The sequence below is a fragment of the Janthinobacterium sp. BJB426 genome (assembly GCF_002735705.1).
Classification (GTDB): Bacteria; Pseudomonadota; Gammaproteobacteria; order Burkholderiales; family Burkholderiaceae_D; genus Janthinobacterium.
This window is the reverse complement of sequence record NZ_PDZL01000005.1, coordinates 325,673-344,233: the sequence shown is the minus strand read 5'-3', so window position 1 is coordinate 344,233 and position 18,561 is coordinate 325,673. Positions and strand designations below refer to the sequence as shown.

Annotated in this window: 18 protein-coding genes and 2 pseudogenes; 6 read left to right on the top strand and 14 right to left on the bottom strand. The window is 62.1% G+C overall.

Annotation, left to right across the window (positions count from 1 at the left end; all coding sequences use genetic code 11):
* Positions 1-31: 31 nt before the first annotated feature.
* Together CSQ93_RS11440 and CSQ93_RS11435 are read left to right on the top strand one after the other, a co-directional pair.
* Positions 32-1,627 carry an ATP-binding protein gene (locus tag CSQ93_RS11440; RefSeq protein ID WP_099378198.1) on the top strand — a complete coding sequence of 532 codons (1,596 nt, stop codon included), beginning with the start codon at positions 32-34 and terminating at the stop codon, positions 1,625-1,627.
* Positions 1,614-2,225, top strand: coding sequence for a response regulator transcription factor (locus tag CSQ93_RS11435; protein ID WP_099378140.1), 612 nt, complete (start codon positions 1,614-1,616; stop codon positions 2,223-2,225). Before CSQ93_RS11440 ends, CSQ93_RS11435 begins: the two co-directional genes overlap by 14 nt.
* A gap of 15 nt (positions 2,226-2,240) precedes the next feature.
* On the opposite strand, the gene CSQ93_RS11430 is transcribed toward CSQ93_RS11435, so the two are convergent.
* The 4 genes and pseudogenes from CSQ93_RS11430 to CSQ93_RS11415 form a co-directional block, all read right to left on the bottom strand.
* The gene (locus CSQ93_RS11430; protein ID WP_099378139.1) at positions 2,241-3,341 is read right to left on the bottom strand and encodes a glycosyltransferase family 9 protein; all 1,101 of its coding nucleotides are present in this window, start codon (positions 3,339-3,341) and stop codon (positions 2,241-2,243) included.
* Between the two features lie 35 nt (positions 3,342-3,376).
* The gene (msbA, locus tag CSQ93_RS11425; protein ID WP_099378138.1) at positions 3,377-5,110 is read right to left on the bottom strand and encodes a lipid A export permease/ATP-binding protein MsbA; all 1,734 of its coding nucleotides are present in this window, start codon (positions 5,108-5,110) and stop codon (positions 3,377-3,379) included.
* A 50-nt stretch (positions 5,111-5,160) separates the two neighbouring features.
* Complete coding sequence (locus tag CSQ93_RS11420) at positions 5,161-6,372, bottom strand: O-antigen ligase family protein (RefSeq protein WP_099378137.1); 1,212 nt, start codon at positions 6,370-6,372, stop codon at positions 5,161-5,163.
* Between the two features lie 251 nt (positions 6,373-6,623).
* A pseudogene (locus CSQ93_RS11415) lies at positions 6,624-7,862 on the bottom strand (malic enzyme-like NAD(P)-binding protein); the annotation flags it as partial.
* A 206-nt stretch (positions 7,863-8,068) separates the two neighbouring features.
* Between CSQ93_RS11415 and CSQ93_RS11410 the strand changes: the two are divergent.
* Positions 8,069-9,094 (top strand): LacI family DNA-binding transcriptional regulator, encoded by a 1,026-nt coding sequence (locus CSQ93_RS11410; RefSeq protein ID WP_099378135.1) that lies wholly within the window; start codon positions 8,069-8,071, stop codon positions 9,092-9,094.
* 73 nt (positions 9,095-9,167) lie between these two features.
* A complete protein-coding gene (locus tag CSQ93_RS11405; RefSeq protein ID WP_099378134.1) occupies positions 9,168-9,707 on the top strand; it encodes a hypothetical protein in 540 nt (179 codons plus the stop codon).
* A 73-nt stretch (positions 9,708-9,780) separates the two neighbouring features.
* On the opposite strand, the gene CSQ93_RS11400 is transcribed toward CSQ93_RS11405, so the two are convergent.
* A complete protein-coding gene (locus CSQ93_RS11400; RefSeq protein WP_233516139.1) occupies positions 9,781-10,374 on the bottom strand; it encodes a TetR/AcrR family transcriptional regulator in 594 nt (197 codons plus the stop codon).
* Between the two features lie 198 nt (positions 10,375-10,572).
* On the opposite strand from CSQ93_RS11400, the pseudogene CSQ93_RS29435 reads away from it, so the two are divergent.
* Both CSQ93_RS29435 and CSQ93_RS11390 read left to right on the top strand, forming a co-directional pair.
* Positions 10,573-10,740 (top strand): annotated as a pseudogene (locus tag CSQ93_RS29435) (SDR family oxidoreductase); the annotation flags it as partial.
* 188 nt (positions 10,741-10,928) lie between these two features.
* Positions 10,929-11,261: a DMT family transporter gene (locus CSQ93_RS11390; RefSeq protein WP_099378133.1), complete on the top strand. Its 333-nt coding sequence runs from the start codon at positions 10,929-10,931 to the stop codon at positions 11,259-11,261.
* Positions 11,262-11,282: 21 nt separating this feature from the next.
* On the opposite strand, the gene CSQ93_RS11385 is transcribed toward CSQ93_RS11390, so the two are convergent.
* From CSQ93_RS11385 to hemF, 9 genes are all read right to left on the bottom strand, one after another.
* On the bottom strand, positions 11,283-11,906 hold the full coding sequence (locus CSQ93_RS11385; RefSeq protein ID WP_099378132.1) for a LysE family translocator: 624 nt from the start codon (positions 11,904-11,906) through the stop codon (positions 11,283-11,285).
* A gap of 73 nt (positions 11,907-11,979) precedes the next feature.
* Positions 11,980-12,765, bottom strand: a complete 786-nt coding sequence (locus CSQ93_RS11380; RefSeq protein ID WP_099378131.1) for an AraC family transcriptional regulator — start codon at positions 12,763-12,765, stop codon at positions 11,980-11,982.
* A 5-nt stretch (positions 12,766-12,770) separates the two neighbouring features.
* Positions 12,771-13,622 (bottom strand): retropepsin-like aspartic protease, encoded by an 852-nt coding sequence (locus CSQ93_RS11375; RefSeq protein WP_158301199.1) that lies wholly within the window; start codon positions 13,620-13,622, stop codon positions 12,771-12,773.
* A 19-nt stretch (positions 13,623-13,641) separates the two neighbouring features.
* A complete protein-coding gene (gene rng, locus CSQ93_RS11370; RefSeq protein WP_034747098.1) occupies positions 13,642-15,105 on the bottom strand; it encodes a ribonuclease G in 1,464 nt (487 codons plus the stop codon).
* Positions 15,106-15,148: 43 nt separating this feature from the next.
* Entirely contained in the window at positions 15,149-15,769 is a 621-nt protein-coding gene (locus tag CSQ93_RS11365) for a Maf family protein (RefSeq protein WP_099378129.1), read from the bottom strand.
* A gap of 8 nt (positions 15,770-15,777) precedes the next feature.
* Positions 15,778-16,248, bottom strand: a complete 471-nt coding sequence (rlmH, locus tag CSQ93_RS11360) for a 23S rRNA (pseudouridine(1915)-N(3))-methyltransferase RlmH (RefSeq protein ID WP_099378128.1) — start codon at positions 16,246-16,248, stop codon at positions 15,778-15,780.
* Positions 16,249-16,254: 6 nt separating this feature from the next.
* Positions 16,255-16,944 carry a ribosome silencing factor gene (gene rsfS, locus CSQ93_RS11355; protein ID WP_099378127.1) on the bottom strand — a complete coding sequence of 230 codons (690 nt, stop codon included), beginning with the start codon at positions 16,942-16,944 and terminating at the stop codon, positions 16,255-16,257.
* Positions 16,945-17,616, bottom strand: a complete 672-nt coding sequence (gene nadD / locus CSQ93_RS11350; protein WP_267891647.1) for a nicotinate (nicotinamide) nucleotide adenylyltransferase — start codon at positions 17,614-17,616, stop codon at positions 16,945-16,947. It lies immediately after the preceding gene.
* Positions 17,613-18,527 (bottom strand): oxygen-dependent coproporphyrinogen oxidase, encoded by a 915-nt coding sequence (gene hemF, locus CSQ93_RS11345; RefSeq protein ID WP_099378125.1) that lies wholly within the window; start codon positions 18,525-18,527, stop codon positions 17,613-17,615. Before hemF ends, nadD begins: the two co-directional genes overlap by 4 nt.
* Positions 18,528-18,561: the final 34 nt, after the last annotated feature.

Below are 18,561 nucleotides of genomic sequence, written 5' to 3'. Positions count from 1 at the left end.
GCATAATGCGGGACAGTTAAAAAACACCGTTATGCGCCCATTCCTGTCCCGCTACCTGCCGTATCCCGCCTTTGTCGGCCTGTATCTGCTATTTGACTGGGCCACGTATATCGATCCGATGTACGGGCTGAACATTACCCCCTGGAATCCGGATCCCGCGCTGGGCCTGGTATTTTGGCTGATCCACGGCCGCAAGGCGGCGCTGCCGTGGTTTATCGCCCTGGTGGCCGGCGAGGTGCTGGTGCGCGGCATGCCGGCAGGCCTGCCCCTGACCTTGCTCTGTTCGGCGTGGCTGGTGCTCGGCTATGGCGGTATGGGCGCAGTCTTGCGCCGCAGTTTCAGCAGCAGCGACATCTTCGACAACCGGCGCCGCCTGAGCGCCTGGGTTGCCATCGTGCTGCTTGGCACCGTGCTCAATGCGCTCGGCTACATTTCCCTGCTGTCGCTGACGGGACGCATCCCGGCCGGCGAATGGGGGACGGCAGTCTGGCGCTTCGGCATCGGCGACATGGTCGGCATGCTGGTATCGATGCCGCTGATCTGGGTGCTGTTCAGCGAACGGGGGCGTGAGCGCCTGCATGCCGCCGTGTGGCGCTGGGAAACCTTGGCGTATCTGGCCCTCGCCAGTTTCGTGCTGTGGAGCCTTTTCGGTTCCATCGTGCGTTCCGAATACAAGCATTTCTATTTCCTGTTTCTCCCCGTGATCTGGGCCGCCTCGCGCCAGGGCTTGCATGGCGCCGTGCTGGCCGTGTTTGTATTGCAACTGTGCATCATCACCCTGGTGAAATGGACGCATGCGGTCGATATCCAGTTTTATGAATTGCAGCTGCTCGATGCCGTGCTGGCGCTGGTGGGATTTTTTATCGGCATCGTCGTCGATGAAATGCGCCAGGTGGCCGACGAACTGAAACACACGATGCGCCTGGCGGCCGCCGGCGAGATGGCGGCCGCGCTCGCGCATGAGCTGAACCAGCCGCTGACGGCCTTGTCGACCTATGGCAAAGCGTGCGAATACTTGCTGGAACGGGGAGAGACGGGCGCCTTGCTGCAGGGCGCAGTGGGGCACATGATCGTGGAATCGGGACGCGCCGCGGACGTGGTGCGCCGCCTGCGCGACTTTTTCCGCACGGGCGCGATGCAGCTCGAAGCGGTAGAGGCGGGCGCCTTGATCGAGGGCATGGCGCGCCAGTTCACGCCGCTGTTCCATGAGCATGGCATCGAGCTGGTGCTGGCGCCGCCGTCGCCGCTGGCCGTCAATGCCGACCGCCTGCAAATCGAGCTGGTGTTGCGTAATTTACTGGCCAATGCGCAGGATGCGGTGATGGGCCAGCCGCGCGGCCGGCGCCGCATCACGGTCTCGGCCGAGCGGCTCGAAGGCGGGCGGCTGCGCCTGTCCGTGGAGGATAGCGGGCCCGGCATTTCCAACAGCCTGGCGGCACGCCTGTTCGAACCGTTTGTCTCGACCAAGGCCAGCGGCCTGGGGTTGGGGCTGGTGCTCAGCCGCAGCATCGTCGAAGCGCATGGCGGCCAGCTATGGGCCGAAGTGGGCAAGCATGGCATTTTTCGTTTTGTCCTGCCCCTGGCGCGCGCCAGTGCGGCCGCTACAGGAGAGTATGGTGACAAGTAATTTGACGGTGTTTATCGTGGATGACGATCCCGCCGTGCGCGATGCGCTGGGTTTGCTGCTGGGCATACGCGGTTACCGCACGGCCCTGTTTTCCTGCGGCGAGGATTTCCTGCACAGCTGGCGGCCAGAGTGGGCCGGCTGCCTGCTGGTCGATATCCGCATGTCGGGCATGGATGGCCTGAGCCTGCAGCGCCGCTTGCTGGAGCTTAAATGCATGCTGCCCGTCATTATTATCACGGGACATGGCGACGTCACTCTGGCGCGCCAGGCCTTCAAGGCGCAGGCCAGCGATTTCCTGGAAAAACCGTTTGACCACGACAAGCTGCTGGCCGCCATTGAGGAAGCGTTTTCGCGCGAGGCGCATGCGCGCGGCCAATTGCTGCGCCAGGTGGAGGGGTTAGCCTTGCTGCGCGCCTTGACGCCGCGCGAGCGGGAAGTGATGCATCTGGTGGTGACAGGCCAGCACAACCGGGATATCGCCCCGGCACTGGGCATTTCCGTGCGCACGGTGGAAGTGCACAAGGCGCGCCTGATGGACAAGCTGGGCGTCGACAATGTGGCCGACCTGGTGCGCATCAGCATGCTGGGCACCGGTTAGCCACTGCAGCGTTGTCTAGGCGATGGTCTGCAATACCTGATCGCTTGAAATCGCCTTGACCCAGTCGCTGCGCCGCGCCACCGTGATGACGGTGCTGTTGGCGCTGTCGAACGGCGCCCATTCCGGATTCTTCTTGCGCATCAATGCCACCACCGGCACATGCACGGCGTTCGCCAGGTGCATGATCGATGTTTCCACCGAAATGATCAGGTCGCATTGCGCCAGCATGGCGGGCAGCTGGAAAAAGTTGTCGACAGCGCTGAAGGCTTGCGTGCGCGGCAAGCCACGCGCCTGCACGACGGCATCGACCTTGGCCAGTTCCTGCGGCATGGCATTGATCAGGAAGCAGGCATTTTTCCACTTCGGCATCGCCTGCATGCGCGCGATCAGCTCGGCGATGCGTTCCAGCGGCCAGCCGCGCTTGTGCGACTTTGCAAACGGGTTCAGGAGTACGAGCGGACCCTGGCGCGGGGCAAAGCCCCAGGTGGCCAGCTGCGCCTGCGCTTGATGCAGCGCCTGTTCGGGAATGTGCACGAAGGGATAGCGTTCGGCCACGGGAATGTCGAGTCCCGTCAATTGATGGAACCAGTCCGCGTACACGCTGCTGATATGGTGCTCGCCGGCATCCTGTCCCGCATACGAGGCCAGCACGGCATCGATTTTGCGATAGGCCAGGTAATGCCAGGGGCGCAGTGGGCTGAACGGCTTGCGCGTGCCGATCACCAGCCCGTTCGGGCTGATCGCGCGGGCAAGATCCGCGTACTGCTGTGGCCGTACGTGGGCCAGTGACACGACGATGGGATAGTGTTCCGCCTTGGCTTCGCGCAGTGACTCTTCGTATAGCGCCGGGCTGTAGGTCTTGCGGTACACCTTGGCGAACAGGCCAGACTGCTCTACCCAGTCATACAGCGAATAGGTGCGCAGGCTTTCCCATTGTTTCGCGTCGGACGTGCGGCGCACTTCGTCGACCCACAGGTGGATCTGAATATGGGGATAGGCCGCGGCAAAGGCGCGGAAACCGTTTTGCAGGTAGGTAAAGTCTCCCAGCGCCAGATGGGCGATGAAAAGAATTTTGTCCGACTTTTGTAGAAGTTCGGCGGGAATCAAAGGCGTCATGTATCAGTACGATTTCAGGTATTCATTCGATGGTGTCAAGCCACTTGCTGGGAAAATTGCAGGCGATGCAGATTGGCATAGGCGCCGTTGGCATCCAATAATTGCTGGTGACTGCCGGTTTCCATTATTTTCCCATGTGACAATACCACGATACGGTCCGCACGTTCAATTGTTGATAGCCGATGCGCAATAACGAGGGTGGTTTTACCTTGCATCAGATGTTCCAGCGCCGCTTGCACGGCCCGTTCCGCTTCCGTATCCAGTGCCGAGGTCGCTTCATCGAGGATCAGGATGGGCGCATCCTTGTAGATCGCGCGGGCGATGGCCACGCGCTGGCGCTGGCCGCCGGACAGGCGCGAGCCGTTGTCGCCCAAGCGCGTTTCCAGGCCATCGGGCAAGCCGTCGATGACGTCCGACAGGAAGGCGGCCGCGGCAGCCGCTTCGATGCGCTGCCGATCCGGCGCCGCATCGCCATATGCGATATTCGCGGCCAGGGTATCGTCGAACAGCACCACCTGCTGGCTGACCATGGCGATCTGGCTGCGCAGGCTGGTCAGGTTGATGGCGTCGATATTCTGCCCATCGAGCAAGATTTCGCCACTGCTGGCGGAGTAAAATCCGGGCAGCAGGCTGACCAGGGTCGATTTGCCGCCGCCGGACATGCCGACAAAGGCGACCGTTTGTCCAGGCGCGATGCTCAGATCGATATGCCGCAGGGCCGGCTCCTGATGTCCTGGGTAGGCAAAGCTCACGTCCTTGAACTCGATGCGGCCGCTGCTGCGGCCAGCGAGCGGCTTGCCGCCCGTGCGTTCCGGCGTCTTGTCGATCAGCTGGAAGACTTCCTCTGCGGCGGCCATGCCGCGTTGCAGGGGGCCGTTGACTTCGGCCAGCTGTTTTAATGGTGTCAGCAGCATGAGCATGGCCGTGATGAAGGAGACGAAGCCGCCGACCGTGATTTGTCCCTGCTCCGACTGGAACAGGGCCATCACGATGACCAGGGCCACGGCGGCGGCCGTGATCACCTGGGTGATGGGCACGGTGGCGGAAAAGGTCGTGGTCATGCGCATGCTGTAGCGGCGCAATTGCTCGGCACGTTCTTCGAAGCGCGATTTCTCGTAGTCCTGGCCGCCGAAGATCTTGATCACTTGCTGGGCGCGCGTGGTTTCCTCGATGACCTGGGTCAGCTCGGCATTGACGGCCAGCGAGTCGCGGTTGAGTTTTTTCAGGCGCTTGCCCGTGGTGCGCACGACGATGGTCAGCACGGGCAGCAGCACCAGGGTGACCAGGGTCAGCGCCCAGTTCAGATACAGCAGCCATGCCAGCAGGCCCAGCACGGTCAGCGAGGAGCGCACGATCGAGGTAAACACCTTGGTCACCATTTCGATGATCTGCTGCACTTCAAACATGATGGAGTTGATGACTTTGCCCACCGTGTGCGTGTTGTAGAAGTCGATGGGCAGGTTCAGCATGCTGGTGAACATCCTGCGCCGCAACTCGTTGAGAATGCGCGTGGAGACATAGCTCATCAGGTAGCTGCTGGCAAAGGTGGACACGCCGCGCATGGCAAAGATGCCGATGACGATCAGTGGCACCAGCCAGAAGGAAAAATTCACCTTGCCGCCAAAACCATTGTCGAGCAGTAGCTTGAGCGCATACGGCAGCAGCGGTTCCGTGGCCGCCGTGACGACCATCGCCAGCAGGGCCAGGGCCAGGTGTTTCTTGTAGGGCGCGTGCAGTGCGGTGAGGCGCTTCAGGTCGGGCGTGAGCATCGGTATGGTTCCTTGCAGGGACAGCAAAAACGGTCAGGCGAAAAACGAGTTCAGGCAATGCGTTCCTGCTGACGCAGCATGGCCCACAGTATCACCATCGGGAAGACCAGCATGATGATGCCGATATTCAGGGTAAGCGAGCTGGTCGTCAGGCCAAAAACAGGATAGCAGGTACACAATATTACGCCGGCGAGGGCATATGGCCGTGCACTTGGAAGGTTGTGGCGCAGAGCATACCCAAACAGGGTGAGCGGAACAATAAATAGTGCCAGCAATGCCAGCAGGCCGAGGATGCCGCGCTTGACCAAGGCGTCGAGATAGTCATTGTGGGCGTTGGTATAAGCGCTGATAGAGGTACTCATCTTTCCTTCGGCCACGAGCTCTTGCTTTTGTGCGAGATAGCCTGTGCGCCCCATACCCAGCCAGAGATTCTGCTTGGACATCTCCAGCGCGGTATGCCACATCTCCAGTCGTTGCCCCACAGATGTCGCCGCATCGCCGGCGCTTTCGAATTTTTCCAGTTCAGAAACTGCAATGATCGCGCGCTGGTAGACAAGCGAGCTTGGCATTGCATAGGCCGCTGTGATTATTGCAAGCAACAAGGTAAACATGGCGATCCGGTAGCGTTTTCCATGCTGTTTGGCGTGATGTACCGCGATAATCACGAGACAGATAGGCAGTACCACCCAACCGCCCCGGCTGCTACTGATAACGGAGCCAAAAACGCCGGCCAGGCCGCCCGCAAGCAATAGGCATGTCCAGGCGGTCGAGTGGCGTTGCTCACGGGCCCATCCGAGTCCTGACAACGCCAGCATGCCAAATAGCATGCTGACGTTCCCGTAATGGATAGGATTGCTGGTCGCCGCTTGTGGGCGTGTGGCGTTGGTGGCGAGAAACTGCGAGAAGGCCAGCGCAGCGCCAGTTGTGGCACCAATTGCCAATCCACTCCACCATGCAGCAGGCCGCGGCGGATAGGCAATCAGCAGCAGCATGACCGGCGCAGCCAGCAGCGCTCGCAGGGGGATGTCGAGTTCGCGCGCCGGATCGCCGTGGTACAACATATTGGCCGTAAAAATGAAGAAGTACAGCAGCAGCGTGCCGAGCATCAGGTAATCGCGGCGTTGCAGGTTCAGACGGGGACGTTTCCAGAGCAGCCAGCTGCTGGCCAGCAACAGCACCAGCGCGCCGAGGGAGTATCCGCTGGTGACAGCCAGCGCCAATGCCGAAAAGAGAAAAACACAAACAGTGGTCAAGCCGAGCATGTATATCCTTGGTAACGCATGTCGTCGCCATTATGGCAACTGTAGCAACATAAAGTAGACGTCATTGTAATCGAAGGTGGCAACAAAAACGCTCCAGGAAATTTACTCTTTGATAACGCTATGGGCGATCTCAAGGGGGAAATGAAAAAAACCATGGTTTTTAGTCATGGTTTTTTTGTAAGCAATGGTAACTTGCTGTTGTTTTGCCAAGACCCGCAGGCCGGTCATGCGTCTCAGGCGTTGGCTGGCACGCGGGTGGCGACGCCGGTGGCGATGGCCGCTTGCGACACGGCTGGCGCGACCCAGCTGCGCAGGCGCTCGTCGAATGGCGATGGAATCAGTTGCAGCGGCGTCAGCGCGCTGGTGGTATGGCCCGGCAATGGTTCCTTTGCCAGCGCGGCGATGGCGCGCACGCAGGCCAGCTTCATCTCCTCGTTGATGGTGGTGGCGCCCACGTCGAGCGCGCCGCGGAAGATGTACGGGAAGCACAGCACGTTGTTGATCTGGTTCGGATAGTCCGAGCGGCCCGTGGCCACGATGGCGTCGTCGCGCACGGCATGCACTTTTTCCGGGGCGATTTCCGGATGCGGATTGGCCAGGGCGAAGATCAAAGGCTTGGCGGCCATCGATTCGACCATCTGCGCGCTGACCACGCCGCCCTTCGAGACACCGATGAAGATGTCGGCGCCAACCATCGCGTCGGCCAGGTCGCGGTCGCTCGTGTCATTCGCGTAGCGTGCCTTGTTCTCTTCCATGCTGGCATCGCGGCCCGGGTAGATCACGCCCTGGCTGTCGCATACTTTCAGCAGCGACTTGTTCAGGCCCAGTGAGACGAGCAAGTCCAGGCAGGCGATCGACGCCGCGCCGGCGCCCGATACGGCTACTTTGACGTTACCGATATCTTTGCCCACCAGTTCCAGGCCGTTCAGGATGCCGGCCGCGACGATAATGGCCGTGCCGTGCTGGTCGTCGTGGAAGACGGGAATGTTCATGCGCTTGCGCAATTGCTGTTCGATGTAGAAGCAGTCCGGCGCCTTGATGTCTTCCAGGTTGATGCCGCCGAAGGTCGGCTCCATGCGCACCACGGTGTCGATAAACAGGTCGGGATCGTTCTCGGCCAGTTCGATGTCGAACACATCGACATCGGCAAATTGCTTGAACAGGCAAGCCTTGCCTTCCATTACCGGTTTGCTGGCAAGCGGACCGATATCGCCCAGGCCCAGCACGGCGGTGCCATTGGTGATCACGGCCACCAGGTTGCTGCGCGACGTGTAGATGCCGGCTGTGCGCGGATCTTCCACGATCGCTTCGCAGGCGAAGGCCACGCCTGGCGAGTACGCGAGGGTCAGCGCGCGCGCGTCGCCCAGCGGTTTGGTTGGCGTGACGGAAATCTTGCCTGCACGAGGTTCGGCGTGATAGGCGAGGGCGGCTTCTTTCAGGTTGAAAGTTTCGCCGTTCTGTTCGGCGTGCTTGCTGTGCGAAGTAGACATAAGAATTCTGGGAAGGGCAACCAGGCCCGAGTGGTCAATCCGGGCCATGTTATGCAAGCGTTTGCACGCTGTCAAGGCTGGATTGTACTTAAGAGTCTCAAAACCGCTTTGGGCGACGGTATTATTTCAATGCAAGCGTTTGCTCGGTTTTTGACGGGAAGAGGAATTTTTACGATAAAATCACCACATTGCGATCCGGGAAGCCCATGACAAACAAGAACCCCACCTTAAGCGACGTCGCGCGGGCCAGCGGCGTGCACTTTTCCACCGTCTCGCGCGTGATGAACCCGGCAACGCGGCAAATGGTCAGCGTCGAGGTGGCCGCGCGCGTGCTGGCCGAAGCGGGTCGGCTCGGCTACCGGCCGAATCGCGCCGCCTCCACCCTCGTCACGCGCAAGTCGCGCATCATCGGCGTGGTCTTGCCCGATATTACCAACGCGGTGTTCCCGCCTATCCTGCTGGGCATCGAGGAAGGCTTGCGCAAGCATGGCTACCTGGCCATCGTCGCCAATGTGGGCGCCGACGAGGAAGAGCAGCTGTTCGTCATCAACCGCCTGCTGGGGCAGCAGGTTGACGGCCTGATCCTGGCTACGGCGCGCCGCGACGATCCCGTCATCAAGATGTGCATCGACCAGAACGTGCCCGTCGTCACCGTCAACCGCAGCGACGAGACGGGCGTCGCTTCCTGCGTCGTCAGCGACGACGTGGTCGGCATGCGTTTGGCCGTGGAACACTTGCTGGCGCTGGGCCACCGCCATATCGCGCACATCGCCGGCCCGGAAAACCTGTCCACGGGCCACGTGCGCCGCCTCGGCTTCCTGGCCGCCATCCAGGCCAGCGAACTCGATCCCTCGCAAGCGTTCGTGTTTGAAAGCAGCGGCTATTCGCGCGAATGCGGCAAGGCGGCCCTGCTGGAACTGCTGCGCCAGTCGCCGCGGACGACGGCCGTGGTGACGGGCAGCGACCTGGTGGCCCTCGGCTGCTACGACGCCATTCGCGAACTGGGCTTGAGTTGTCCCGAAGATATTTCCGTGGTGGGCCACAACGACATGCCCTACATGGACATGATCCGTCCGCCCCTGACCACCATCCGCATCCGCCACCACGGCATCGGCACGGAAGCGGCCCGGCTGATCCTGCAAACCATCGATTCGCCCGATTCTCCCGTGCTCGACGTGCGCCTGAAGCCCGAACTGGTGGTGCGCGAATCGACGGCCGCTCCCCGGGGCTGAGGCCGCGCCTGGGGCCGCGCCGCTGCAAGGTGGTACACTGGCGCCCCTCAACGTATTTTGCCCCTCTATCGCCATGACCAAAACCAACACGCCTTCCCCAAAACGCCGCGAAGAGGGCGTCGCCAAGCTGACCGTCAATCCCTTCCTCGACGCCGAGTTTTACGCGCGCATGCGCGACTACACGGAACGCGATGCGGCCATCATCAAGGAATTGAAAGCGATCGCTGAAATTCGCGCCGGTAACAAGCAGCCCGATCCCCGCCTGGCGCCGTCGCTGGAGGCCCTGCGCAGCACCGTCAAGAAAGGCTTGACCTTCGGTGACATGCTAGACCGCATGGCCGCCGGCAAGGAAAAAGGCTTGTGGGAGCCGTGGATGACGACCTTCGGCATCGAGATCCGCGCCGTCAACTACGGAGCCGGTCCGCGCAACGCCTGCCTGGTGCTGGACCTGGCCGCGAATGCCCCAGCGCACGCGATGTTCGCCAAGGCGGGCATCCAGAACTGGCGCAGCCTGGCTGCCGACGACTGCTCCGTGGTGCGCTCGGAAAAGGCGACGGAAACGACGCCCCTGAAAGTGTATGCCGTGTTTTACCTGGACCCGCTGCCAGCCTGAACTTCCAGTCCCCGTGCTGCCAATCCGGCCATGTTCCTGGTCTGATTTGCCGCGCAGGGGCGCAGCACCTTCGTCAGCCCATGCGCGGGGCGTCCGCGGTGCTGGCGCCCGACAGGAATAGCTGGTCTACCATGGCCGGGATGCCGACCGTGGCAATCTCGCCTTTTTGCGCCGACTCGGCCGCCGCATACAGCAGGAAGTCATACGCTTTCGCCAGCCATTTGGCCGACATGTCGACGCGAAACACCCCCACCTTCTGGCCATTCAGGAAGTACGCTTCCAGCGCCGCACTGTAGAACGACGGCGTGTAGCCCGTCACTTCATCGTTTTTCGCATCGTGCAAATCGCTCCATAGCGACGCGCTCCAGAACAGATACAACTCCTTGCCTTGCATGACGCCTTCGGTCAGCCTCTGCAGCGCCGCCGCGAAAGGGGCTTCGTCCAGCCTGGCTTTTTCCAGCGCGCTGCGCATATGGTCGCTGGCACGCGTCGCCAGCAGTGCGACGACAGCTTCGCGCGTGGGAGCGATGCGGTACAAGGTGGCCTTGCTGATGCCCGCCAGCGCGGCGAGTTGTTGCAGATTGGCTCGGGGGTGCCGTGCCACCGCCAGCGCCAGGGCGTTGGCCAGTTTGTCGTCGATCACGCCCTGCATGGGCAGGCTTTCCATGGACAAGCTTGATTCATCCTACCGTCCTCCGCTCAAATAGCCATTGTCGCCCAAGACAGACGAAGTCGCAATGCGCCGGAGAATCCAATGCAATCAAAATGAATCGATATTGACTCATTTTGATTTTTATAGGATCATTCATTTCCTGTGCACGCGCAAAGACGCGCGATGCGGGCTTGAATCTTTTGGGAGAAAACAATGATCTGTGTGACGGGAGCGACAGGGCAACTGGGCCGGCTGGTAATAGGGGAGTTGCTCAAAAGTGTGCCTGCAGGCCAAATCGTGGCCGCCGTACGGCGTCCCGCGGCGGCCCGGAACCTGCGGGAACTGGGCATCGTCGTGCACCAAGCCGATTATGCCCAGCCGGGCCATTGGCCGCTGGCGCGCCATGGATTTCCGCCGGCAGTCGCGGCCACTCTGGCCAGTGCCGATGCGGGCGTGGCGCACGGCGATATCCTTGGCGACAGCCGCGATTTGAGCGCATTGATCGGCAGGCCTAGCACCTCGCTGCAGTCCCTGGTGGCGGCAGCGTTGGCGGGCGGAAAGGGGGATGCATGAACAGCTATGTGTATCTGATCCTGGCCATCCTGGGCGAGGTGGGCGCCACCAGCGCCCTGAAGGCATCGCATGGCTTCAGCAAACCGTGGCCATCGCTTGCCTGTGTGCTCGGTTATGGCATCTCATTCTATTTTCTATCACTGACCTTGAAGACCCTGCCGATAGGCATCGCCTATGCCATCTGGGCCGGCGTGGGCATCGTACTGACTGCCGCCATCGGTTATGTTGTCTTTGGCCAGAAACTCGATGTGGCGGCCATGCTGGGTATCGCGCTGATCGTCGCGGGCGTGCTGACGATTCAGCTGTTTTCCGGCGCCGGATCGCACTAGCGGTCTGCGGGGGCGCGGCGCTCAGGCTGCGCTTCTGCCCAGATCAACCAGCAGCGCTGCCGCCAGCACGATCAGCATCACGCCCGATAGCCGTTCCAGTGACGGCAGCGCGCGCGCAAAGCGCTGCCGCAGGGCGCTGCTGCCGATGGCCAGCGCCACCGCCATATCCCACGCCAGCACGGCAAACACCATCCACGCGCCATACGCCGCCATCGCGGCGGGACTCGTTTGCCTGCCAGCCAGCACGGTGGCCAGGCTGACGTAGAACAGCGCATTCTTCGGGTTCAGGATGGCCGAGACAAACCCCATCGCGACACCGCCGCGCCAGCGCGCCTTGCCGGTGGCGGACGCGGCTTCCAGGCTGCTCTTGCCCGCGTGGCGCAGGAACAGCCAGCCCAGGTACAGCAGATACGCGCATCCCGCCAACCGCACCACCATGAATGCCGTACTGCCCGCCCGCAGCACCGACAGTCCGCCAAACGCCGCCACGATGAACACGGCATTGGCCACGGTAATGCCCATGCACGTGCCGGCGGCACCGCGCCAGCCGTGGGCCAGCGAGGTGCGCGCGATCAGGAAAAAATCGGGGCCGGGCGACAGCAGGGACAGAAAGTGGGCAGCGACGATCAATAAAAAGTCCTGCATGGCTTGCGCTCCTTAATGATAAGGAGGCGAGTATGCAATCGTGTTGCTGGCGCGTATTGAAGAAAATTGCAGGCTAGCGATAGCGCCCCGGCGTGATGCCAGCATGCGCCTTGAAGACGCGTTGCAAATGGCTCTGGTCGGCAAAGCCCAGCTCATGCGCCAGCTGCGCCAGCGCCGTCCCTGCCTGCAAGCGGCTGCGCGCGCGGTTGACGTGGGCATTCAACTGGTAGGCGTGCGGCGTCATGCCGGTGGCGGCGCGAAAGGCGCGGATCAATTGATAAGGACTCAGGCCTGCCGCTTGCGCCAGTTGTCGCAGGCTGGCCGAGGGCTGCTCCTGCAGCGTTTCGAGCACGGGCGCCAGTTGCTGCGGCACCGGCTTGCGTTCCGACGGCAGCGGGTCTGCACAGGCGCTGACGCAAGCGCGCAGAAACGCCAGCAGCGCCGCATTTTTCTCCTCCGCGCCGGCCCTTGAAAACAGCAGCGCATTCATCGCGCAAAACTGCGCGTACAGCAGCGGGCAGTGCAGCACCGCCGCCGTATCGCCATCGAGCCCCGGCGCGTGTGCTTGCAGCCACTGCGCATCGAGATGCAGCATCTGGTAGCTCCACAGGGCGTCAGGCAGGGGATTGCAGGCATGCACGCAGCCGGCCGGCACCAGCACCAGACTGCCATTGGCGAGCACGGCCTGGCCATCCTGGCTGCCTGTAAAAATGCTGCCGCCAGCGTCGACGGCGCCGATGGAAAACGTGGGATGACTGTGCGGCTTGTAGCACGCGCGGCTGTTACAGGCGCGCCGGCTTTCCACGTGGGGCAGAGCCGGATCGCGCCAGAAGGCAGTGGTGTTATTGCTTGCGTACATAGGCGTCAAGCAGCCGGCGCGGGCGGGCGCAAATACAGCATTTGATGCTGCAGGTCGAACAGCACAGGCATTTGCCTGAAGAAATCCGTGCCCAATATGCCATCTGCCTTGAATTCATCCGGCAACGCCATCAACAGGGGCGAGATGCTTTTTCCTCCCGGCAGCGGCAGTGTGATCGTGCGGCAGGGAAGCCCGGGCCCCAGCTTGAAAGCGCATTTTTCCACGCGAGAAAACGCTTCGGCTGCCGAACTTTTTATAATGGAAATGGAGGCGGCCGTGTCGAGCACCAGGCGATAGGTTTTCTTGCCGTCGGCCAGATGCAGCAGCAAACCTTCATCGATGCGCTCATATGGCACTGCCAGCCATCCGGCAGGTGGCGCGGCGCCATCGCCGGCGCTGATCTGCAGGGTGCCTGCTGGCAGGTCGAACACGACCCGCTTGCCAGCAAAAAAGTTCAATCCCAGCACGGACATATTTGCCGGCAAGCCCTTTTGCTCGCCCAGCGACAAGCCCCATGGCGTCAGAATGACGCCTTGCATGGCAGCGAATGGCAAGCCGTTGACGGTGAGCGCGGGGACGAGAAATTCGTCCGATGCATGAACCTTGCCAGCCAGGTCGATGCTTTTGCGTTGCCGGCCCGTGTAGGCCAGCCCCGGCAGCGATTGCGCGACCTCCGGCGTCAGGTGCAGGCTGGTGCTTGCACCCGTGTCGAGCACGAACGGCAGCGTCTTGCCGTTCAGCTCCAGTTGCACCACGGGCGTACCCTTGGCGAGGGTGACGGGGAGCGTGGCGTTGGCAGCGGCCAGGGCCGCCGATGCGCACAGCAGCAACAGGCACAGGGCAGCGTTTGTTTTCATGGTCAGCGTGCGCAATGGACTACATCAAAATCACGTCGTACTGCTCCTGATGGTAGGCATTCTCCACCTGCAGCGAGATTTTCTTGCCGATGAAGTCACCGAGCATGGCCAGGTGCTGCGATTCTTCTTCCAGGAACAAATCCACGACTTCCTGCGAGGCGAGGATGCGGAATTCGCGCGGGTTGAACTGTTTTGCCTCGCGCAGCAGTTCGCGCAGGATTTCATAGCAGATCGTGCGCGACGTCTTGACTTGTCCCTTGCCGGCGCAGGCGGGGCAAGGTTCGCACAGGATGTGGGCCAGCGACTCGCGCGTGCGCTTGCGCGTCATTTCCACCAGGCCCAGCGGCGAGAAATTGCTCACCGAAACCTTGGTGCGGTCGCGCGATAGGGTGCGTTTCAGTTCGGCCAACACGGCGTTGCGGTGCTCGGCATTGTCCATGTCGATGAAGTCGAGGATGATGATGCCGCCCAGGTTGCGCAGGCGCAGCTGGCGGGCGATGGCGTGCGCCGCTTCCAGGTTGGTCTTGAAAATCGTGTCGGCGAAATTGCGCCCGCCCACAAAGCCGCCCGTGTTGACGTCGATGGTGGTCATTGCTTCCGTCTGGTCGACGATCAGGTAACCGCCCGATTTCAGGTCGACCCGGCGGCCCAGCGCGCGCAGGATCTCTTCTTCCACGCCATACAGGTCGAACAGCGGGCGCTCGCCCGTGTAGTGCTGCAAGCGCGTCAGCTCACTGGGCGTGTAGATTTCCGCGAATTCGCGCAATTTCACATAGTTTTCGCGCGAGTCGACCTGGATGGTGGCCGTTTCATCGCCGACGAAGTCGCGCAGCACGCGCTGTGCCAGGCTCAAGTCCTGGTGCAGCAGGCTGGTGGCGGGACGCGTGCGCGCGCCGTGCGTGATGGTGCTCCAGGTTTTGCGCAGGTAGTCGACGTCCGCCTTCAGGTCCGCATCAGATGCATCCTCGGCCATGGTGCGCACGATGTAGCCGCCCTTTTCGTCGGGCGGCAGCAGGCTTTGCAGGCGCACGCGCAACTGCTCGCGCTCCGCTTCCTTTTCGATTTTCTGCGAGATGCCGATGTGCTTGTCCTGCGGCAGGTACACCAGCATGCGCCCGGCGATGGAAATCTGCGTCGACAAGCGCGCGCCTTTCGTCCCGATCGGGTCCTTGATCACCTGCACCGTCAGCACCTGGCCATCGAAGAGGATTTTTTCGATCGGCGCCGGCGTGGCGTTCTGGCCGTCGTGACCGCGCGCTTCCCAGATGTCGGCCACGTGGAGGAAGGCCGCGCGCTCCAGGCCGATGTCGATGAAGGCCGACTGCATGCCCGGCAATACGCGCACCACCTTGCCGGAATACACATTGCCGGCCAGGCCGCGCGTGAGCGTGCGCTCGATGTGCAATTCCTGCACGGCGCCCTGCAGGATGAGGGCGACGCGCGTTTCTTGCGGCGTGATATTGATCAGGATGTCTTCGTTCATGGAGGCGCGGGAGTGGAGGCAACGAATGACATCATACTCGGGATCAGGGCAGGGGCAAACCTGCTTCACGCAGCAATTGCGCCGTCTCGTACAGGGGCAGGCCCATGATGCCGGAATGGCTGCCTTCGATGTGCTCGACGAACAGCGCGGCGCTGCCCTGGATGCCGTAGGCGCCGGCTTTGTCGTACGGTTCCGGCGTGGCGCAGTAGGCGGCGATCGAGGCGGGTGAGAGCACGCCGAAGCGCACTTGCGACACCTGCATGCGCTGCTCGGCGAAATCCTTGTAGTGGACGGCGATCGAGGTGAGCACCTCGTGCGTGCGGCCCGACAGCTGCTGCAGCATCGCCACGGCCTCCGCCCGGTCGGCCGGTTTGCCGAGGATGACGCCGTCGATGGTGACGGTGGTGTCGGCCGCCAGCACGGGGCGCGGGGTCAGGTGGCGGCGGCGCACCAGGTCCCAGGCGAAAGCGGCCTTTTCATTCGATACGCGGGCAACATAGTCGAGCGCCGATTCGCCGGGCAGGACTTCCTCGGTGACGTCGGCGCCGCGCGGGCCGTCGCTGCGCAGCAGCAGCAATTCGAAATCGACGCCGATCTGGCGTAGCAGTTCGCGCCGGCGCGGACTTTTGGAGGCGAGGTAGATCTTGTGATCAGCCGTTTTCATGGGGGAGTTCAGACGCGGTGATAGGGGTGGTTTTGCGTGATCGACCAGGCACGATACAGCTGCTCGGCGAGGATCACGCGCACCACGCCGTGCGGCAGGGTCATGCTGGAAATGCGCAGCATGCCTTCGGCACGTGCCTTGAGTTGCGGATCGAGGCCGTCGGCGCCGCCGATCAAAAAAGCGGTGTCGCGGCCATCCTGCTGCCACGTCATCAACTGCTGCGACAGGCCGACACTGGTCAGGTCCTTGCCGCGTTCGTCGAGGGCGATGATGCGCACGCCCTTGGGCAGGACGGCTTCGATGCGTTCGCGTTCCAGCACCATCGCCGTAGCGGCGGTCTTGCTGCCGGAACGCTCCACCGGCTTGATTTCTTTCAGCACGATGCGCAATTCCGGCGGCATGCGCTTCGCGTATTCCGCGAAGCCCGTCTCTATCCAGGCCGGCATTTTATGGCCGACCGCAGCGATGATGAGCTGCATCGAGGCTTACGCTTCGACTTTTTTGATACGCTTGATCACGGTTTTTGCCGGTGCAGCATCGGCTGCCGGCTTGGCCGCGCGTGGGGCGCGCACTTTTTTCTCTGGCAGCGCTTTCAAGGCTTTGACGGCAGCCGCTTCGGTCTTGGTTGGCGCGACTTTCACGGTCTTGCCGACAGCTTTGGAAGCGGTGGTTTTCTTCGCCGGGGCTTTCTTGGCGGCGGTGGCTGCCGTGGCTTTCTTGGCCGGTGTCTTTTTCTCGATCACGGGCGAAGCTTCCACATTGGCCTTGCTCGCTGCCAGATGGCCGCTGACCTTTTTCGGCTCGTCGCCGGCCGCTTTTTTCGGCGCGCGCTTGGCGGCGCCCAGTTTGATCGGGGTGTCGCCCCAGATTTCTTCCAGGCGGTAGTAGGCGCGGATAGGTGCTTGCATGATGTGCACGATCATGTCGCCCAGATCGACCAGCACCCATTCACCGGTGTCCTCGCCTTCCATGCCGATGATGTCGCCGCCGGCGTCCTTGACCTTGTTGCGCACCGAGGCGGCCAGCGCCTTGGTTTGACGGTTCGAGGTACCGGAGACGATCGCGATGCGGTCGAACAGGCTGGTCAGGTGACTCGTTTCGAAGACGGCGATGTCTTGGCCTTTGACGTCTTCAAGGGCGTCAACGACGAGGGTTTGCAGTTTTTTGATGTCCATTTAGCTTTTGTATAAATTATGTTGTTCAATATAGTCTAGCACTAGCGGGGAAACAAGCGAGTTTGCCCGATTCCCCCGTTGTAATGCCGCACGTATTTCGGTGGCGGAGATATCCACCGCGAAGTCCTGTGCCAGATAAGTCAGACCGTGCGGCGTGTTGCGGATGCTGTCCAGTGACCCCAGGCGGCGCGAAAATTCTTCGGCGACCACTTGCGGCACTGCGGTGTCATTCAGCGCGAAGCCGGGGCGGGCCGCGACGCAGATATGCGCGTATTCAAATAATTGCTGCCATTCGCGCCATGTCGCGAGCCGCTGCAGCTGGTCGGCGCCCATCAGGAAAACGATGGAAGCGCGCGCACCCAGCTCGGCGCGTACCTGGCGCAAGGTATCGATGGTGTAGCTGGCCTGGCCAAGTTCGCTGCGCTCGATTTCCTGGCGGTCGATCACGACCGGCAAGGGCAGGCCCGTAAACGCCAGGCCGGCCATCTCGGCGCGCTGCTGGCCGGTGGCGCCCAGATTGCCCTTTTGCCAGGGCGCGCCGGCCGGAATCACGCGCAGTTCATCGGCGTGCAGCAGGCTGGAAAAATGCGTGCCCAGCGCGACATGGCCCATATGCACCGGATCGTAGCTGCCGCCCAGCAGCGCCACGCATGCCCTGCTGCCTGGGTTCACGCCTGAAGCCAGTCGCGATGCACGAGGAAGTCAGTATACAACGCCGCTTCGGGACTGCCCGCTTCCGGGTGCCAGTCGTAGCGCCACTTGACCACGGGCGGCATCGACATCAGGATCGCCTCGGTGCGTCCGCCCGACTGCAGGCCGAACAGGGTGCCGCGGTCGAACACCAGGTTGAACTCGACATAACGTCCGCGCCGGTAGCACTGGAAATCGCGTTCGCGTTCGCCGTAGGGCGTATCCTTGCGGCGCGCCAGGATCGGTACATACGCGTCGATGAAGGCGTCGCCGGCGCTGCGCATCATCGCAAAGCTGTCGTCAAAGCCCAGGGCATTGAAATCGTCGAAGAAAATGCCACCGGCGCCGCGCGCTTCGCGCCGGTGCTTCAGGTAGAAATAATCGTCGCACCACTGCTTGAACTTCGGATGCAGCTCCTCGCCAAATGGCGCCAGCGCATCATGGCACACCTGGTGAAAGTGCTTCACGTCGTCCGCGTCGCCATAATACGGCGTCAGGTCCATGCCGCCACCGAACCACCATACGGGTGCGCCATCGGCATTCACGGTGGTGAAGAACCGTACATTCATGTGCACCGTGGGCGCATACGGATTACGCGGATGCAGCACCAGCGACACGCCCATCGCTTCCCACGCCTTGCCACCCAGTTCAGGGCGCGCGGCCGCTGCCGATGGCGGCAATGCGGCGCCGGTGACATGCGAAAAATTCACGCCGCCCCGCTCGAACACATTGCCTTCCTCGATCAGCCGCGAAATGCCGCCGCCGCCCTCGGGGCGCTGCCAGGCATCGGTCAGGAAGGGCTTGCCGTCCTGCGCTTCGAGCGCCTGCACGATACGGCTTTGCAAATCGAGCAAATAGGCCTTGACGGCCGAAGGAGAGGGAGTTGACGACATCGCGTGGGCCGACGAGGCCGAAATAAAAAAGTAA

What these genes read in the sequence shown, in the direction of transcription:
- CSQ93_RS11440 (WP_099378198.1), top strand. Translation starts at nt 32, where the DNA reads ATGCGCCCATTCCTGTCCCGCTACCTGCCGTATCCCGCCTTTGTCGGC.
- CSQ93_RS11435 (WP_099378140.1), top strand. Translation starts at nt 1,614, where the DNA reads ATGGTGACAAGTAATTTGACGGTGTTTATCGTGGATGACGATCCCGCC.
- CSQ93_RS11430 (WP_099378139.1), bottom strand. Translation starts at nt 3,341, where the DNA reads ATGACGCCTTTGATTCCCGCCGAACTTCTACAAAAGTCGGACAAAATT.
- msbA (WP_099378138.1), bottom strand. Translation starts at nt 5,110, where the DNA reads ATGCTCACGCCCGACCTGAAGCGCCTCACCGCACTGCACGCGCCCTAC.
- CSQ93_RS11420 (WP_099378137.1), bottom strand. Translation starts at nt 6,372, where the DNA reads ATGCTCGGCTTGACCACTGTTTGTGTTTTTCTCTTTTCGGCATTGGCG.
- CSQ93_RS11410 (WP_099378135.1), top strand. Translation starts at nt 8,069, where the DNA reads ATGACAAACAAGAACCCCACCTTAAGCGACGTCGCGCGGGCCAGCGGC.
- CSQ93_RS11405 (WP_099378134.1), top strand. Translation starts at nt 9,168, where the DNA reads ATGACCAAAACCAACACGCCTTCCCCAAAACGCCGCGAAGAGGGCGTC.
- CSQ93_RS11400 (WP_233516139.1), bottom strand. Translation starts at nt 10,374, where the DNA reads ATGGAAAGCCTGCCCATGCAGGGCGTGATCGACGACAAACTGGCCAAC.
- CSQ93_RS11390 (WP_099378133.1), top strand. Translation starts at nt 10,929, where the DNA reads ATGAACAGCTATGTGTATCTGATCCTGGCCATCCTGGGCGAGGTGGGC.
- CSQ93_RS11385 (WP_099378132.1), bottom strand. Translation starts at nt 11,906, where the DNA reads ATGCAGGACTTTTTATTGATCGTCGCTGCCCACTTTCTGTCCCTGCTG.
- CSQ93_RS11380 (WP_099378131.1), bottom strand. Translation starts at nt 12,765, where the DNA reads ATGTACGCAAGCAATAACACCACTGCCTTCTGGCGCGATCCGGCTCTG.
- CSQ93_RS11375 (WP_158301199.1), bottom strand. Translation starts at nt 13,622, where the DNA reads ATGAAAACAAACGCTGCCCTGTGCCTGTTGCTGCTGTGCGCATCGGCG.
- rng (WP_034747098.1), bottom strand. Translation starts at nt 15,105, where the DNA reads ATGAACGAAGACATCCTGATCAATATCACGCCGCAAGAAACGCGCGTC.
- CSQ93_RS11365 (WP_099378129.1), bottom strand. Translation starts at nt 15,769, where the DNA reads ATGAAAACGGCTGATCACAAGATCTACCTCGCCTCCAAAAGTCCGCGC.
- rlmH (WP_099378128.1), bottom strand. Translation starts at nt 16,248, where the DNA reads ATGCAGCTCATCATCGCTGCGGTCGGCCATAAAATGCCGGCCTGGATA.
- rsfS (WP_099378127.1), bottom strand. Translation starts at nt 16,944, where the DNA reads ATGGACATCAAAAAACTGCAAACCCTCGTCGTTGACGCCCTTGAAGAC.
- hemF (WP_099378125.1), bottom strand. Translation starts at nt 18,527, where the DNA reads ATGTCGTCAACTCCCTCTCCTTCGGCCGTCAAGGCCTATTTGCTCGAT.